The organism is Pseudonocardia nematodicida (genome assembly GCF_040105385.1).
Lineage (GTDB): Bacteria > Actinomycetota > Actinomycetes > Mycobacteriales > Pseudonocardiaceae > Pseudonocardia > Pseudonocardia nematodicida.
The window spans coordinates 235,936-251,853 of record NZ_JBEDNQ010000001.1; the positions used below are offsets into that span (position 1 = coordinate 235,936).

Here is a 15,918-nt window from a genome sequence, read left to right on the forward strand (position 1 = left end):
GGAGGCGGTCGGACGTGAACGGTCCGGACCGCACGTACGACCAGGACCACGCCCTCCGACGACTGATCCACGTCCTCGGCCGCCGGCACGGACCCGGGGGCGCGGCCCGGACCGAGCTGCTCGCCCGCGTCCGCGCCGTCCTCGACGGGACCACCGAGGACGCCGCCCTGCTCGAGCTGGTTGCCGGCCCGGCCGGCGTGGCACACGTCGTCGAGGACGAGTGGGCCGAGGCCGACGCGCAGGAGGACGTCGAGCCCGCCGACGTCGCCGCCGTCCTGGACCGGCAGGACCACGGGCGGGCCGTGCCCGTCCCGGACGCCGCCGCCGCCGACGCCTGGCTGCGCGAGCTGGGCCAGCTGCTGCGCGTGCACGACGCCGGACCGGACGCGGTCGACCTCGTCGACCTCGCCGAGCGGGCGCTGATCGACCCGTCGCTGGCGGAGACCGTCGTCGAGGCGATGGGGGTGCCCTGGGCCGCCAGCGGGATGCGCGGGCTGCACGAGGCGGCGCGGCGCGGCCGCGGCACGCGGGGCCGGCGCGACGCGCACGACGTCTCCGGGTTCGCCGGTGCCCGCACCCTCGACCCGGTCGCCGTCCTCGCGCAGCTCCAGGCGCCGCTCGACGACCTCCCGCGGGTGCGGGGGCGGGACCGGATGATCGCCCGGCTCACCGCAGCGGTGCTCCGGGAGGGGGCGGGGGACTTCAGCGGGCCCGGCTACCGGCGGACCCCGGTCCTCACCGGCGCGGCCGGGTACGGCAAGAGCACCGTCGCGCTGGCCGTCGCACGCCGGGTCCGGGCCGAGGGCGTCACCGCGCTGCGGATCGCCGCCGAGACCCGCGACGAGCTCGTCGACGGGCTGTACCTCGCCGCCGTCGCGCTGCGGGCTCCGCTGGTCCAGCTGCGCGCGTCACGGGACCTGCCGCTCGACGGGCGGGCCGCCGCGCTGTGGTCGCTGCTCGACTGCGCGCCCGTCCCGTGGCTGCTGGTGCTCGACGGGGCCGGGCCCGGCGCGGTCGGGGACCCGGACTGGCTGCCGCCGGTGCGGACCGGCGCCGTCGTCGTCACCACCCGCTACGGCGGGCCGGACGACTGGGGGACGGACGCCGACGTCGTCGGGCTGGACCGGCTGCGGCCCGCCCAGGGCGGCCTCGTCGTGCTCGACCGGATCGGCGCCCCGCGCACCGAACCGCAGGTCGACGACGCCCGCGCGCTGTCCCGGGCGCTCGGCGGCGTGCCGCTGGCGCTGTCGTCGGCCGGGCGGTACGCGGCGGCGCGCGGGGGAGCCGCGCCGCTGTCCGGGCTGCGCGTCCGGGTCGGGGCGCGGACGGTGCCGGACCCGGTGAGCACCGTCTACGAGCTCGGCGTGCTGCCCGACCCGGCTACCGACCGTCGTACCGCGATCCGGCTGCTCGCGTGCTTCGCCCCGGACACCCCGCTGCCGCTGGCCGTGCTCGACGGCTGGACCGAGGTCGTCGGCGGGCCGCGCCCGATGCTCGACGACCTCGTCCGCACCGGGCTGGTCGAGGAGCGTGCCGCGCGGCCCGGTAGTCGCAGCGTGATCGCGATCCACCCGGCCGTCGCCGAGGAGTCCCGGCACGACGACGCCGTCGGTCTCGCGCCCGACGTCGTCGACGGCTGGGCGGTCGCGCTGCTCGGCCGCGCCGTCCGCGCGCTCGACGCCGGCGCCCCGGCCACCTGGGCGACGCTGCGGATGCTCGAACCGCACGTGTCCCGGCTGCTGGCCAGCCGCACGCTCGGTGCGGGCGACCTGCTCGCCCGCACGGTGCGGCTCGCCGAGCGCACCGTCGCCGCGCTGCTGCGCGCCGGCAGCCATGCCGCGGCGCACGCGATGCTCGACGCCGCCGTCGCCCGCGCCACCCCGCTCGATCCCGCCGACCCGGCGGTGCTCGCCCTGCGGCACACCCGGGCCCGCGCGACCGCGCTCGACGGCGGGGACTTCGCCGCGGCCGTCGCCGAGCTGACCGAGGTGGTCGGGATGCGCACCCGGCTGCTCGGCGACCGGCACCCGGACACCCTCGACAGCCGGGACTGCCTGGCCTGGGTCACCTCCGAGCGCGGGCTGCCCGCCGAGGCCCGGGCGCAGTTCGCGGAGGTCCTCGCCGCGCGCCGCGCGGTGCTCGGGCCCGACCACCCGGACACGCTCGAGACCCAGCACCGGCTGGGCTGGGTGGACGCCGAGACCGGTCGCGTCGCGGAGGCGGTCGAGGGGCTCACCGACGTCCTGCGACGGCGGCAGGCCCGGCTGGGGCGCTACCACCTCGACGTCTTCGGGACCCGCTACCGGCTGGGCTGGACGCACGCGAAGAACGGCGACCAGGCCGCCGCCGAACAGACCTATCTGGACCTGCAGGCCGACGTCGAGCACGCGCTCGGGCGGCTGCACCCGATGACGCTGATGGTCCGCGTCCGGGTCGCGTGGGTGCTGGTGCGGGCCTGCCGGTTCGACGAGGCCGAGCGGATGTACGCCGACGCGCTCGCCGACCAGGTACGGGTGCTCGGCGCCACCCACCGGCGGACCCTGCGCACCCGTCAGTACCTGGGCTGCCTCGCGCTCGACCGCGGCGACTGGGCCACCGCGGCCGAGCGGACGACGCCGGTGCTCGCCGAGCGGGAGCGGGTGCTCGGCTCCGACCACCCGCACACCCTCAACAGCCGCTCCTACCTGACCACGGCGCGGCTGCACGCCGGGCGGTACGACGCCGCCGACCGGATCTTCCAGTCGATCGTCGCGGACCGGGAGCGGGTGCTCGGGCCCGCGCACGAGGTGACCCTGCGCAGCCGGGTCCTGCTGGCCCGGGCGCGGATCAAGCGGGGCCGGCTCGGCGAGGCGCGGATGATGCTGGAACGGCTGCACGACGACGTCGTCGCGGCTCTGCCCGCTGACCACCGGGTCGCGCTGGACGTCCGGCACACCCGCGCGCTGGTCGAGGGGCTGCTCGGCGACGCCGGGTGGGCGGAGGCCGAGCTGCGGTCGGTGCACGAGATCCGGCTCGACACGCTCGGCGCCGACCACCGGGAGACCCTGGCCGGGCGTGACTACCTCGCGTGGGCGCTGGGCCGGCAGGGTCGCTACGCCCCGGCCCTCGCTCTGGGGCGCGCGGTGCTCGCCGACCGGGAGCGGGTGCTCGGGCCCGACCACGCGGACACCTTCCAGTCCCGGTACAGCGTGGCGTGGCTGCGTGCGCAGCTCGGCGACGTCGAGGCGGCCCGCTCGGGCTTCTCGTCGCTGCTGGCCGACCTGCGGGCCCGGTTCGGCGACGACCGTCCGGACGTGATGCGGGCCCGGCACGGGCTGGTGCGCCTGCGGCTGCGCAGCGGGGACGCCGCGGGGGCGCTGGCGGACTCGTCGCGGCTGGTCGCGGACCAGGTGCGGTTTCTGGGGCCGGACGCGGTGGACACGCTGCGGGCGGTCGAGGAGCACGCGGAGGTGCTGATCGCGCTGCCGGGGCGGGCCGTGGAGGGGTGGGGGGAGATGGCGCGGGTGCGACGGCGGCGGATCCTGGTGCTGGGGGACGACCACCCGGACACGGTGCGGGTCACGGACCGGTTGTCGGGCGGCTCGGGGCGGTAGTGGCCGGCTCGCCGCTCGGCGACCCGGCGGTCGCCGTCAGGCGGGCGGCCAGGCGGCCAGGGCCGCGTCGACGACACGGTGCAGCTCCTCGCGCCCGGCGCCCCCCGCCGCCTGCACGGCCATTCCGGTGGAGACCACCATCAGGTACCTCGCGAGCAGTGCGGGGTCCGACGACGCCGGCAGGTCCCCCTCGTCCCGGGCCAGCGCGAACCGCTCGGTCAGCCGCGCCCGCGCATCGTCGCGCCAGTCGGACACGGCGTCGGCGACCGGACGGTTCTGCGGGGCCACCGCCAGCGCGCCCTGCACGCTGAGGCAGCCGGCGGGCCGGTCCGGCCGGGTGGTGGTCTCGACGCCCCCGCGCAGGAACGCCGCCGCCACCTCGCGTGCGGTCGGTTCCTGCAGGGCCCACGACCCGTACGAACCCGGCCCGGCGGAGTAGCGCTGCAGCGCCTTGCGGAACAACGCCTCCTTGTTGCCGAAGGCCGCGTACAGGCTGGTGCGGGTGATGCCCATGGCGGTGGTCAGGTCGGTGAGGTTGGTCCCGTCGTAGCCCTGGGCCCAGAACACGCGCATCGCGCGCTCGAGCGCCTCGTCGGTCTCGAACTCCCGCGGCCGCCCGACGGTCGTCCTCCGGTCGCCTGCCATGGCCCGATCATAGGCCTTCCCCCACGGCCCCGGTGTCGTGCTACGTTCGTTCTGTACCGATCGGAACATATTTAGGTGGAGGTCAGACGACTATGGGACAGCTCGACGGCCGTACGGCGGTGGTGACCGGTGGCAGCTCCGGGATCGGGTTGGCGACCGCGAAGCGGTTCGCTGCCGAGGGTGCGCACGTGTTCGTGACCGGACGCCGGGAGGCTGCGCTGGAGAAGGCGGTCGCCGAGATCGGCGACGCGACCGCGGTGGTGGGTGACATCGGCGTCGCCGCCGACGTGGAGCGCCTCTACGAGCGGGTGCGCGAGCGCGGGCAGGGCCTCGACGTGCTCTTCGCCAACGCCGCACTCAACCTGCTCGGCACCCTGGAGGAGTTCACCGAGGCCGACCACGACCGGGTGTTCGACACCAACGTCAAGGGCACCTTCCTCACCGTGCAGAAGGCGCTCCCGCTGTTGAACCCGGGCGCGTCGGTGGTGCTCGCCTCGTCCACATCGGCCGGGAGCGGCGCCGACCGCTTCGGCTTCTACGGTGCGTCCAAGGCGGCCGTGCGGGCCTACGGACGCACCTGGGCGAGCGAGCTCGCGCCCCGGGGGATCCGGGTCAACGTGATCACCCCTGGTCCGACCGACACCACGATGTTCGACGACGTGTTCGGCGCGCAGGCCGACGAGGTGCGGGCCCAGGCCGGTGCCGGCCTGCCCGCGAAGCGGATCGGCGACCCGGACGAGATCGCCTCGGCCGTGCTGTTCCTCGCCTCGCCGCAGAGCAGCTACGCCTACGGCACGGATCTGCAGGTCGACGGCGGGCAGACACAGGTCTGACCCGCGCCCGGCCGGCCCGGCGGCGTGCTACCTCTCCGTCAGGAGCCGGCCGATGCGCAGGGCGTTGGCCATCACCGTCAGGCCGGGATTGAAGCCGCCGTTGGTCGGATGCAGCGACGCGTCGGCGACGTAGACGTTGTCCGTGCCGAAGAGCAGCCCGCGCACGTCACACGCCGCGGACGCGGGATCGGTCCCGAACCGCGCGGTTCCCGCGGAGTGTTCGCTGCCCTGGGGCATCCCGGCCCCGGCGAGTGCCACCACGTCCCGCCCGCCGGCTTCCTCGACCCATCGACGGGCATGGGTCTTCATGTAGTCGGCTGCTTCCTGGGACGCCGGATGCGCCGCGTACCGGGCGCGCAGCGCCGGCATCCCGTGCCGGTCCCGCAGCGCCGGGTCGAGGGTGATCCGCGTGAACTCGTGGGGGATCTCCTGCACCATCGACATGGCGCCGAGCGGCAGACTCCGCCGGCGCATCGCCGCCTTGTGCGCCGCGCCGTACGCGGTGGCCGGGTTCCGGCCCGCCCCGATCGCGCGCGCGAGCGGATACGGGGGCCCCGAGTCGTAGAGCACCCCGCCGCCCCACCCTTCGTGGTCGCGGTGGACGAAGTCGAGGGTCGCCACGGAGTGCCCCGGGCCGAGATCGGTCTTGGCGCCGTCGGGGGGCCTCGTGGCGAGGGCGTACGCCCCGGCGTGCGAGTGGTGGTTGCGGCCGACCCAGTCGTTGCCCAGGCCCGAGGCCAGCAGGAGTCGCGGGGTCTCCAGTGCGCCGGCGGAGACCACGACCACGTCCGCCCGGACCGTGGACTCGACGGGGCCGGACCCGGTCTCGGTGATGAGCCGTACCCCCGACGCGCGCCCGCGTCCGTCATGGACGATCTCGACGACCTGCGACGCCATGATCAGGTCTGTCCGTCCGGTCGCGAGTGCTCTGGGCAGGAAGGTGTTGTGCGTGCCGTTCTTCGCGTCGACCGGGCAGGCGTGACCGATGCACTGGGGGCACCGCACGCACGCCGCCCGACCGTCGCGGGGGACGGAGTTGATCGCGTAGGGGATCGCGGTGGAGCGCCATCCGAGGCGCGCGGCCGAGCCTTCGAGGACCTCCCGGGTGCTGTCGGAGGGGAGCGGCGGCATCGGATACTCACGAGTTCGTGGCGTGCGGGCTCCCAGGACCCCGCGTCCGTCGCCCGAGACACCGAGTTCCCACTCGACCCGGTCGTAGTAGGGAGCCAGATCGTCGTAGGAGATCGGCCAGTCCGCGAGGGTCGACGCCTCCGGGGTGCCGTACTCCGCCGCCATCCGGAAGTCCTCCGGGAAGAACCGCCACGACATCGCCTGCCACAGCCGGGTCCCGCCTCCCAGCGTCATGGCGACCAGGCCGTAGGCGAGGCCGTTGCGATCGCTGCGGGCGACCGAGACGGTGCCGTCCGCCAGCTCCAGCACACGGGGACTGCCGGGCCCGGGGCCCGCGGTGGTGTCGTAGTCCTGCTCGCGCTTGCCCTGCAGGTGATTGGTCCGCAGGTCGCCGGTCCGGTGCTCGCGCGCCCGTTCGACGACCAGGACGTTCCTGCCGTTCTCCGCGAGCTCGGCGGCGACCACGCCTCCTCCGGCACCCGCACCCACGACGACCACGTCGTAGTGCCGGGCCAGGGACTCGGGTCGCACTCCCGCCGGGGGATCGGGGTCCACAGGGGTCACGCCCTCGGGCAACGGGCGGAAGTTCGCGACCGCCCAGCCGGCGGGCTCCGAGGTGTTGCCGTAGTAGCCCTCGAAGGCGACCTGCTTCAGCGCGGCGATCGGCGCCGCCGCCTCCCGGTCGAGGCCGCCCATCACGCCGGTCGCAGGCTGCTCGGTGACGCTCTCGCGCTCGGCGAGGGCCTCGACGACGGACCGCCGCTCGCGGTGATCGAGATCCGCACAGCCGACGCCGAACTTCTCCCTCGCCTCTGTCTCGGCGTCCGCGACGGCGATCTTCAGTGGGGCGACGGCCCACGCCATGAAGTCCTGCGCGTGCTCGCGCAGGAGCCGCGCGACCCCGCCGTCCCACCCGCCGGCGTCCTCGTCCTCGGGGATGATCACGTCGATCAGAGCCGCGAGAACGCGGGTCTCCTCACCGGTGAAGCCCGCGATCGCAGCCGAGGACGGGGATGGTGTGGGCATGTGAACCTCCATCGGCTCGCGGTACGTCGCGCGGTTCGCGGTACGTCGCGCCCGGCAGTGGGTGGGTCCACGCCGCGTCGCGGGGGACGGTACGCAACGGAAGAGTACCGAGCAACCGGTTGCCATCACCGTCGCAGATTCTGCGCTCCGGCCGGGGAGGGCCGGAGTCGCGGACCGGTGTGCGCGGAGGTCCGCCTCGGCTCGGCTGTGCTGTGGGATGCCGGCGCACGGCGGTGACGTGGTCGCGAGCATCGGCTCGCGGGTGGATCGCCGGCCGTCGTGTCGCCCGGGGGCGCCGCCCGCGGGGCGGGTGCCTCGTCGAGGGTGGTCGGAAACCGGGTTGGCAATCGGTTGACGGAAGGTGTCACCCTGGCCATACTCGAGGCCATGTCGCAGACGACTGACGCCGGGCTCGCGGTGCTGATCGCCGCGGGCGGCGTCGTCTGCGAGGTCGCCGAGGGCTCGTCCGCGCCGGTCGCGGCCCCGGCGGACCGCCGGCGGCCGTGGTGGCGGCGAGTGCGTCGGCGTCATCCCCCCGCTGCAGCGCTGATGTGACCGCACACGGCGTCGACGACGCGATGCCGGCCGTGTGTCCCTCGGGCCCCGGGCGCTCCGCCCCGGACGGCCCGTGCCGGTGTGTCGCACTCGCGGCCCCCGCGTACCCAGCACCTCCCACCGCACATTGCCACCGCGATCCTGATGGCCGAAGGAGCTCACCCGTGCGCGGACCACAGACCCGAGGAGACTGCCGTGGCTGAGCCGGGTGAACGGCTCACCGCCACGCAGTCCGTGACGACCCACGGCGACGAGACGGGCGGCACCCCTGCCGGACAGGTGAAGCGTCGCCGACGCGGCATCCTCGCCCTGGCCTTCGCCAACATCGTCGACGGATTCGAAGGCGGGTTGGTCAACACCCTCTTCCCGGTCATCCGTGACGCCCTGTCGCTGCAGACCAGCGCGCTGGGCATCCTGGTGGCGATCAGCCGGTTCGCCCGCATGCTGCTCGGTCCGGTGTGGGCGTCGCTCGCCGACCGCTACGGGCGCAAGAAGGTCCTCTTCGTGGCGACCGGGTTATGGGGACTGTGGACGGTCGCGGCCGGTTTCGCGCAGAACGCCACGCAGCTCTTCGTGCTCTACACCATCGGGGTGCTGGGCACGGTCGCGTCCGAGCCGATCGCGAACGGCCTCGTCGTCGACATGTTCGAGGCCGCCGAGCGTGGTCGAGCGTTCGGTGTCCTGCGCACGACGATGATGACCGCCTCGGTGATCGGTACACCGATCCTGGGGCAGCTCGCGAACGTCGAGGACGGCTGGCGCTACGGTCTGTTCGCCCTGGGCGGCATCAGCGTCCTGTCCGGCGTCCTCATCCTCTTGTTCGTGCCCGAGCCGCCGAAGGACGCCCGGGCCGAGGCGGTCGGCGCCGACGCGGTGAGGTTCAACGTCCGCGATGCGCTGAACCTCCTGCGCAACCGCACCATCCTGTTCATGGCGGTCCAGATATCGCTCACCACGAGCCTGGTGCTCTTCGCCTTCTTCGTCACCTACTGGGTCGACGCCCGCGGGTGGACCGTCGCGGACGCCGCGATCCTGATGGCCGTCTACATGCTCGGCAACGTCATCAGCAGCTTCCTCGGCGGTCTCCTCGGCGACTGGTTCGGGCGTCGGTTCGGCGACCACGGGCGCATCATCCTGATGCAGGGCTACCTCGTCAGCTACGCGATATCGACCGCCCTGCTCTTCCAGGTCGACTGGGGCCAGGGCGTCGCGGTCTACCTGGCGGTGTTCGTGACCGGCCTGATCGCGTCGATCGGGCCCCCGGGCGTGGCGCTGCCGATCATCGGCTCCGTCGTCCCCACCTCGGTCGTCGCGACGGCCTACGCGCTGGTCATGGGATTCGTCCAGGGCGGGTTCGCGGCCATCCTCAGTCTCGCCTTCGGCTTCCTCGGCGAGGCGTTCGGTCTGCAGGCGCTCATGTTCTGGCTCGTCTCGGTGCCGTACACGGTGAACGCGGTGCTGTGGACCCTGATGTACCGCATCTATCCGGCCGACGCCTCGGCGCAGCGAGCGCGGGAACAGCAGGAAGCGGGGACGGGATGAGCGAGTCCGTCGACGTCGTCATCGTCGGGAGCGGGCCGGTCGGATCGACGTTCGCGCGGGTGATCGGCGACGCCCGTCCCGGCTGCCGGATCCTCGTGGTCGAAGCCGGTCCACGCGTCCCCGGGGTGCCCGGGCTCCACACGCAGACGATGCCGCCGGAGGATCTCGCGAGCGCTCAGCTGCTCACCCAGGGGCCGCAGTCCGGAATCGACCAGAGCGGCCTGCGGGAGACCGGCGAGGCCGCGTCGCTCGATCCCGTTCTCGACCAGGACCAGCTCGTGCGCCCCGGCTTGTTCCTCCTCGGGAAGGGCGCCAAGGTGGAGGGGGAGTTCGGCATGGCTGCGGCCAGCATGTCGAGCGGGGTCGGTGGGATGGGGATCCACTGGTCGGGATCGAGCCCTCGCCCGAACGGCACGGAACGTATCCCGTTCATCCCCGCGGACGAGCTGGACCAGGCATACGACACCGCGGACCGGTTGCTGTCGGTCGGTCGCGATCTGGCCGGAGGAGACGATCTTCTTCGGCGGATGCGGTCCGCTCTGGCCGCCGAGTTCGACGGCGACGCCCCGGACGCCTCGCCCGTGATCATGACGCCCCTGGCGGCGGTGGTCGACGAGGACGGGACGCGGGTGTCCGGCCCGTCCGTCATCCTCGGCGATCTGGCCGAGCGGGTGCCCGGCTTCGAACTGCGAGCCGGCACGCTCGCGCGGCGGGTGCTGATCGAGGGCGGCACGGTCCACGGCGTGGAACTGGAGTCCCGTGCGACCGGGGAGATCTATCAGGTGCGCTCGAGCGAGGTCGTCGTCGCCGCCGACGCACTCCGGACGCCGCAGCTGCTCTTCGCCTCCGGCGTCCGCCCGCGCGCCCTCGGTCACTACATCAACGATCACCTGAAGATGACCGGAATGGCCGTGCTGCCGGACGCCTTCGCAGCGGACGACCGGGTTCCGGCGCCGGTGCGTCCGATCGGAGTCGTCCTGATCCCGTTCTCGTCACGTGTGCGGGAGATCCAGGGGCAGGTCCATCCGGCTGCGCGCAGCATCTGGTTCTCCGGCGCCGACTTCGCCGGTCTCGCCTTCTACGGTGCGAAGGAGCTGCAGTTCTCCGACTGCGTCGTCTTCAGCGAGTCGGAGCGCGACTCGTTCGGGATGCCGGCGATGACCATTCACTACACCCTCACCGATCGCGACCGGGCGACGATCGACCTCCTGGAATCGAGCGCCACCCGTGCGGTGGCGGCCCTCGACGGGGAACTGAAGAGTCTCGTGTTCGCCCCGGGAGGCTCATCGCTGCACTACCAGGGGAGCACGCGGATGGGTGCGGCCGACGACGGGGAATCGGTCTGCGACTCCTACGGCCGCGTCTGGAACGTGCACGGGCTCACCGTCGGCGGGAACAACGTCATCCCGACCGCCACGGCAGCCAATCCGACGATCACCAGTGTCGCGCTGGCGGTGCGCGCGGCGCAGAAGCTCGCGGAGCGGCTCGGAGAGCCCGAGCGGGAGGCGGAGCCTGTCTGAGGCTCGGCGTGGGACCGGCGCCCACAGATCTACTTGGCAGAGACTGCCAAATTAGGCGTACGCTGTCAGCATGAGTCATGAGACCGAGCGTCCACGCCCTGCCGGGGCCGGCCACGGCACCACCCGTCGTGGCGGGGGATCGCCGGGGGCCGGCCGGTGAGCGCGCACCCCTTCGTCGTCGACGTGCCGCAGCGCGACCTGGACGACCTGAGGGAGCGGCTGGTCCGGACCCGGCTGTTCGAATCCGACCTCGGCTGGTCCGCCGGAATGCCGGCCGGAGAGCTTCGCGAGCTCGTCGGCTACTGGGCGGAGACGTTCGACTGGCGCGCGGCGGAACGCCGGATCAACGAGCTCCCGCAGTTCCGGTCCGACCTCTCCACGCCGGGCGGGGACGTCCGCCTGCATTTCGTGCACGCGCGTGGACACGGCCCGAATCCGTTGCCCCTGGTGTTCAGTCACGGATGGCCGGGATCGTTCTGGGAAGTACACAAGATCATCGGTCCGCTGACCGATCCTGCCGCGTACGGCGGCGATCCTGCCGACGCTTTTCACGTCGTCGCCCCCAGCCTGCCGGGATATGGATTCTCCCCTCATCCCGGACGCCCCGGGGTCGACGCTCCCGCCATCGCGGACGCGATTCACGTACTCATGACCAGGACTCTCGGTTACGATCGCTACGTCGCGCAGGGCGGTGACTGGGGCTCGTTCGTCACGGCGGCGCTGGGGCGCCGATATCACGGGGTCGATGACGGCGTGGCGGCCATTCATCTCAACTTCTTCCCGGATCGGCCCCCGCCGACCACGGCGGCCGGCCGCGATTACCTCCGGATCATGCGGGAGTGGCAGGCGGCCGAGGGCGGCTACTCCCACGTCCAGGCGACCAGACCCCTCACCATCGGTCACGCACTGACGGACTCACCCGCGGGGCTCGCGGCCTGGATCGTCGAGAAGTTCCGGAGCTGGAGCGACTGCGGTGGGCGGGTCGAGTCCGTCTTCTCCAAGGACGAGCTGCTCACCGCGGTGATGTTCTACTGGCTCGACGGGACCATCGGCACGTCGATGCGTCTGTACTACGAGGCCGCGGCCGCCACCGAGGCGGAGCCGGCCCGCCCCGCCGCTGTTCCCACCGCCTTCGCGGCGTTCCCCCGGGAACTCTTCGTGCCGGCCCCCGAGGTCGTGGCGACGGCGTTCAACCTGCAGCGCTACAGCGAGTTCGCGCGCGGCGGACATTTCGCCGCCCTGGAGCGGCCGACTGCTCTGGTGGACGACCTCCGCGCCTTCTTCCGGCCTTACCGATAGCGCGCCTCGTGCCTGGTATGCGCCGCGTTTCTGCCATTCCGACCGGAGGACCCGAGTGACTGCGCCCACTACCCGTCCTGCGCCACCGCGAAGCGGTACAGGACCACTGATCGGTGTCCTGGCCGGCGCCGCCTTCGTGATGATCCTCAACGAGACGATCCTCGGTGTCGCACTGCGTGATCTGAGCGTCGACCTCGCCGTCCCGACGACTACGGTCCAGTGGCTGACCAGCGGATATCTGCTGACGATGGCCGTCGTCATTCCCACGACCGGCTATCTGCTGGACAGATACACCCCACGCCGGATATTCGTGTTCTCGATGGCGGTGTTCACTGCGGGGACCCTGATATCCGGCTTCGCTCCCGGGTTCGGAGTTCTGCTCGCGGGGCGCGTGGTGCAGGCCGTCGGTACCGCATTGATGCTTCCGTTGCTGATGACGACGGTGCTGCGTCTCGTTCCCGCGGAGCGGCGCGGTGCCACCATGGGCACGATCACGATCGTCATCGCCGTCGCGCCCGCGATCGGCCCGACGATCGGCGGCGCCGTACTGTCCGGCCTCGGCTGGCGCTGGATGTTCTGGCTGGTCGTCCCGCTCGCGGTGGCCGCGCTCGTGTTCGGCGCACGGTGGCTGGACCTGGACGCCGTCGGGCGCGCGGGTCCACTGGACGTCGCATCGGTGCTGATCTCCGCGGTGGGATTCGGCGGCCTCGTCTACGGCCTGTCGTCCATCGGCAAGGACGATGCCGGGGGTGCACTGGCGTGGGTCGCGGTCATCGTCGGGCTCGGTGCCATCGGTCTCTTCGTCGTGCGGCAGGTGCGGCTGCAGGCCGAGAGCCGGGCGTTGCTCGATCTCCGGACGTTCCTCTGGCGTCCGTTCGTGGTCTCCTTGCTGCTCACGGGGCTGATGCTGCTGACCCTGATCGGCGTCGCATCGGTTCTCCTGCCCCTCTACCTGCAGTCGGTGCTGGGCGTGACCCCGCTGGTGACCGGGCTCGCCCTGCTGCCGGGCGGGCTCCTGCTCGGGCTGCTCGGGCGACCGGTCGGTGCACTGTTCGACAGGTACGGAGCGCGACCCCTGGTCGTCCCGGGTGCCGTGCTCATGGCATGCGGGCTCGGCCTGTTCTCGACCATGGGCCCCGCGACCCCGCTGCTCGCGGCCGTCGGCTTCCACGTCGTCCTGATGGCCGGGATGTCGCTGATGATGACCCCGCTGATGACGGAGGCGCTGGGATCACTGCCGGACGAGCTCTATTCGCACGGCAGCGCGACCCTGTCCACGGTGCAGCAGATCGCGGGCGCGGTGGGTACCGCCCTGTTCGTCACCGTGGCCGCGGCCGGGTCGGCCCCGGGCGGCCCGTCACCCGACGCGGCCGGACTGCACACGGCGTTCGCGACGGCCGGTGGCGTCGGGCTCCTGACGGTGCTGCTGTCGCTGCTGGTACGACGCCGATCCGTCCGGACGGGGTGATGCCGGCTTCGGATCGGCTCACGGAACGGCGGGTGGTGGGACCGTGCCGACCCGATAGGCATCGGGTGACGGATCCTGCCCGAGTTCCGCGAGGTCGACGGGCCGTCCCTCGGTCGCGGAGCGGTAGATCGCGTGCACGGTCCGGAGCGTCCGGACGGCGTCCTCGACCGTCACCAGGGTCCGGCGGCCGTCCAGGATCGCCCTCGACACGTCGGCGAACTGGCGGGCGTGGCCGGCCGCCGTCGTCGTCGCATCACGGTTGTCGACGGGGTCGGGGGCGACCACCTGGTTGCCCGCCCCGTGCAGACCCATGTCGCCGACATCGGTGGGGCCGGCGAGATGCAGGTAGCTGAGCCCCTCGTGCTCGATGACGGCGCTGCCCCGCGTCCCCATCACCTGCAGCCGGGCTGCGAGACCGGGGAAGGCGGCCGTCGTGGCGTGCACGGTGGCGATCGCCCCTGACTCGAACTCGACGACCGCCGCCACGGTGTCCTCGACCTCGATGCGCCGGTGTGCCAGCAGGCGGCTGCCGGCGCTGACGCGGACGGGCTCGCCGAAGTACCAGACCAGGAGGTCGAGCGTGTGCACGCCCTGGTTCATCAGCGCACCGCCGTCATGGGCCCAGGTCCCGCGCCAGTCGTCCCGGTCGTAGTACGCCTGGCTCCGCCACCACCCGACCGAGACGACGCCGGACGTGAGGGTCCCCATGCGCCCTGCGTCGATCGCCTCGCGTACGCGGGTGGCGGCAGGGCCGAATCGCTGCTGGCTCACCACCGCGGCCACCAGGCCGGACGCCTCCGCTTCGGCCGCGACGTCGGCGAACGCCAGAGCGCGCCGCAGGTCGACGTCGACCGGCTTCTCGAGAACGAGATGGCGCCTCGCCTCGAGAACCCTGGTCCCGATCCCGACGTGGGTTCCCGTCGGGGTGACGACCGAGACGAGCTCGACCCGGGGGTCGTCGAGGATCTCCTCGACGGTCGCTGCGGCGACCCGTCCTTCCGTTCTCCAGCCCTGTTGATGGTGCTCGATGAAGGCCCGGGCCCGGGACGGTGTCCTCGAGCCGACGGCGACGAGGTCGACATCTTTCGTCTCACTGATCGCCGCCGCGTGGGTCGCCGCGATCGCACCCGTTCCGATGATCGCGACCCCGATGGGGCGCTCGTTCGATCGTCGACGGTTCAGAGCAGGTCACCGAAGCCCATCGCGGCGAGATTGCGGTAGGAGATCCGCAGGCATTCGAGGATGTCCATGCCCTCGGTCTCCTCCTGCTCGACCAGCAGATACCGCGCGCCGGCATCGAGGGCGGCGGGGATGATGCGTCCCCAGTCGAGGTTGCCCTCGCCCACCGCGGCATCGGTCACCACCGCGTTCCGGAAGGCCGCGAAGCCGCCGGCGGTGATCTCCGCGAGGACCGCGGGGTCGAGGTTCTTGATCCGGTAGTCCTTGAGGTGGACGAGCCCGACGCGCCCCGCGCGATCCGCGATGGCCCGCACCGGGTCCAGACCCGCGCGCTGCACCCAGTGCACGTCCAGCTCGAACCCGACACTCGGCGCGTGCTCCGCGATGATGTCGTGGAGGTACGCCCCGTCGAACGTCGCGAACTCCACGTGGTGGTTGTGGTAGCAGAGCGCGATGCCCTCGTCCCTCAGGCGCTTGGCGTGGTCCTCGAGCTCCCTCGACGCGTCGATCAGCTGCTCGCGGTCGGTCAGCGCGTCGAGGGGCAGCATCGCGACCCGGAGCATCCCGCTGCCGAGTGCCCGCGCGTCGGCGACGATCTTGTCGAAGTCGCTGCCGAGCGTGTCGCCGCCGCCCGCCATCGGGGCCAGCCCCGCGGAGAGGGCCGCGAAGGTCAGTCCGAACTCCTCCCGGGCCCGGGCGAGCTCCGCCACGTTCTCGGCCGTCATCGGGATCTGGGAGACCTCGGTGACCGTGAACCCGACGTCCGAGAGCCGGCGCATCGCCTCGAACGGCCCGACCTCCGCGACGATCTGCTTGAGCATCATCGCCTGAACGCCGATCACTGCCACGGTCACTCCCTCGTTCGCCGCCGTCGTAGCCGAGCCCCTCCCACTTTTCCAGGTGCGTAGGGTTATGGCAACCGGTTGACATGGTCTTTCAGCTGTCTCAGCAGTGCACAATTCGACTGTCGAGAGTGGCCGTCGATAGAGTTGGCAATCGGTTGAACGCTCTGTCGGGTGTAGCCGGAAGGGCCCGTACGCCTCCTGTCGGCAGGTTCGGAGACCGCACCGTGCACGACCGCCGGGAGGTGACTGGTGAGAGGCGCCGAGGGTGAGGTGGCACCATTG

General features: G+C 72.6%; 11 protein-coding genes. 7 read left to right on the forward strand and 4 right to left on the reverse strand.

The features are described from left to right. Positions 1-14 precede the first annotated feature (14 nt). The gene (locus WIS52_RS01115) at positions 15-3,593 is read left to right on the forward strand and encodes a tetratricopeptide repeat protein (RefSeq protein ID WP_349296146.1); all 3,579 of its coding nucleotides are present in this window, start codon (positions 15-17) and stop codon (positions 3,591-3,593) included. A 36-nt stretch (positions 3,594-3,629) separates the two neighbouring features. On the opposite strand, the gene WIS52_RS01120 is transcribed toward WIS52_RS01115, so the two are convergent. Further along, entirely contained in the window at positions 3,630-4,238 is a 609-nt protein-coding gene (locus tag WIS52_RS01120; protein ID WP_349296147.1) for a TetR/AcrR family transcriptional regulator, read from the reverse strand. Between the two features lie 92 nt (positions 4,239-4,330). Here WIS52_RS01120 and WIS52_RS01125 point away from each other — a divergent pair, with 92 nt between their 5' ends. Continuing rightward, on the forward strand, positions 4,331-5,071 hold the full coding sequence (locus WIS52_RS01125; RefSeq protein WP_349296148.1) for an SDR family NAD(P)-dependent oxidoreductase: 741 nt from the start codon (positions 4,331-4,333) through the stop codon (positions 5,069-5,071). Positions 5,072-5,098: 27 nt separating this feature from the next. Here the strand turns inward: WIS52_RS01125 and WIS52_RS01130 are convergent, their stop codons facing one another. After that, on the reverse strand, positions 5,099-7,228 hold the full coding sequence (locus tag WIS52_RS01130; RefSeq protein WP_349296149.1) for a GMC family oxidoreductase N-terminal domain-containing protein: 2,130 nt from the start codon (positions 7,226-7,228) through the stop codon (positions 5,099-5,101). Positions 7,229-7,615: 387 nt separating this feature from the next. Between WIS52_RS01130 and WIS52_RS01135 the strand changes: the two genes are divergently transcribed. From WIS52_RS01135 to WIS52_RS01155, 5 genes are all read left to right on the forward strand, one after another. Further along, positions 7,616-7,783 (forward strand): hypothetical protein, encoded by a 168-nt coding sequence (locus tag WIS52_RS01135; protein WP_349296150.1) that lies wholly within the window; start codon positions 7,616-7,618, stop codon positions 7,781-7,783. 195 nt (positions 7,784-7,978) lie between these two features. Then, on the forward strand, positions 7,979-9,325 hold the full coding sequence (locus WIS52_RS01140) for an MFS transporter (RefSeq protein ID WP_349296151.1): 1,347 nt from the start codon (positions 7,979-7,981) through the stop codon (positions 9,323-9,325). After that, complete coding sequence (locus WIS52_RS01145) at positions 9,322-10,845, forward strand: GMC oxidoreductase (protein WP_349296152.1); 1,524 nt, start codon at positions 9,322-9,324, stop codon at positions 10,843-10,845. Before WIS52_RS01140 ends, WIS52_RS01145 begins: the two co-directional genes overlap by 4 nt. 156 nt (positions 10,846-11,001) lie before the next feature. Beyond that, positions 11,002-12,144: an epoxide hydrolase family protein gene (locus tag WIS52_RS01150; RefSeq protein ID WP_349296153.1), complete on the forward strand. Its 1,143-nt coding sequence runs from the start codon at positions 11,002-11,004 to the stop codon at positions 12,142-12,144. A gap of 55 nt (positions 12,145-12,199) precedes the next feature. Continuing rightward, a complete protein-coding gene (locus WIS52_RS01155) occupies positions 12,200-13,612 on the forward strand; it encodes a DHA2 family efflux MFS transporter permease subunit (protein WP_349296154.1) in 1,413 nt (470 codons plus the stop codon). A gap of 18 nt (positions 13,613-13,630) precedes the next feature. On the opposite strand, the gene WIS52_RS01160 is transcribed toward WIS52_RS01155, so the two are convergent. Together WIS52_RS01160 and WIS52_RS01165 are read right to left on the reverse strand one after the other, a co-directional pair. Continuing rightward, positions 13,631-14,794: a Gfo/Idh/MocA family protein gene (locus WIS52_RS01160; protein WP_432422470.1), complete on the reverse strand. Its 1,164-nt coding sequence runs from the start codon at positions 14,792-14,794 to the stop codon at positions 13,631-13,633. Further along, positions 14,791-15,633: a sugar phosphate isomerase/epimerase family protein gene (locus tag WIS52_RS01165; RefSeq protein WP_349296156.1), complete on the reverse strand. Its 843-nt coding sequence runs from the start codon at positions 15,631-15,633 to the stop codon at positions 14,791-14,793. The genes WIS52_RS01160 and WIS52_RS01165 overlap by 4 nt, the downstream gene beginning before the upstream one ends. Positions 15,634-15,918: the final 285 nt, after the last annotated feature.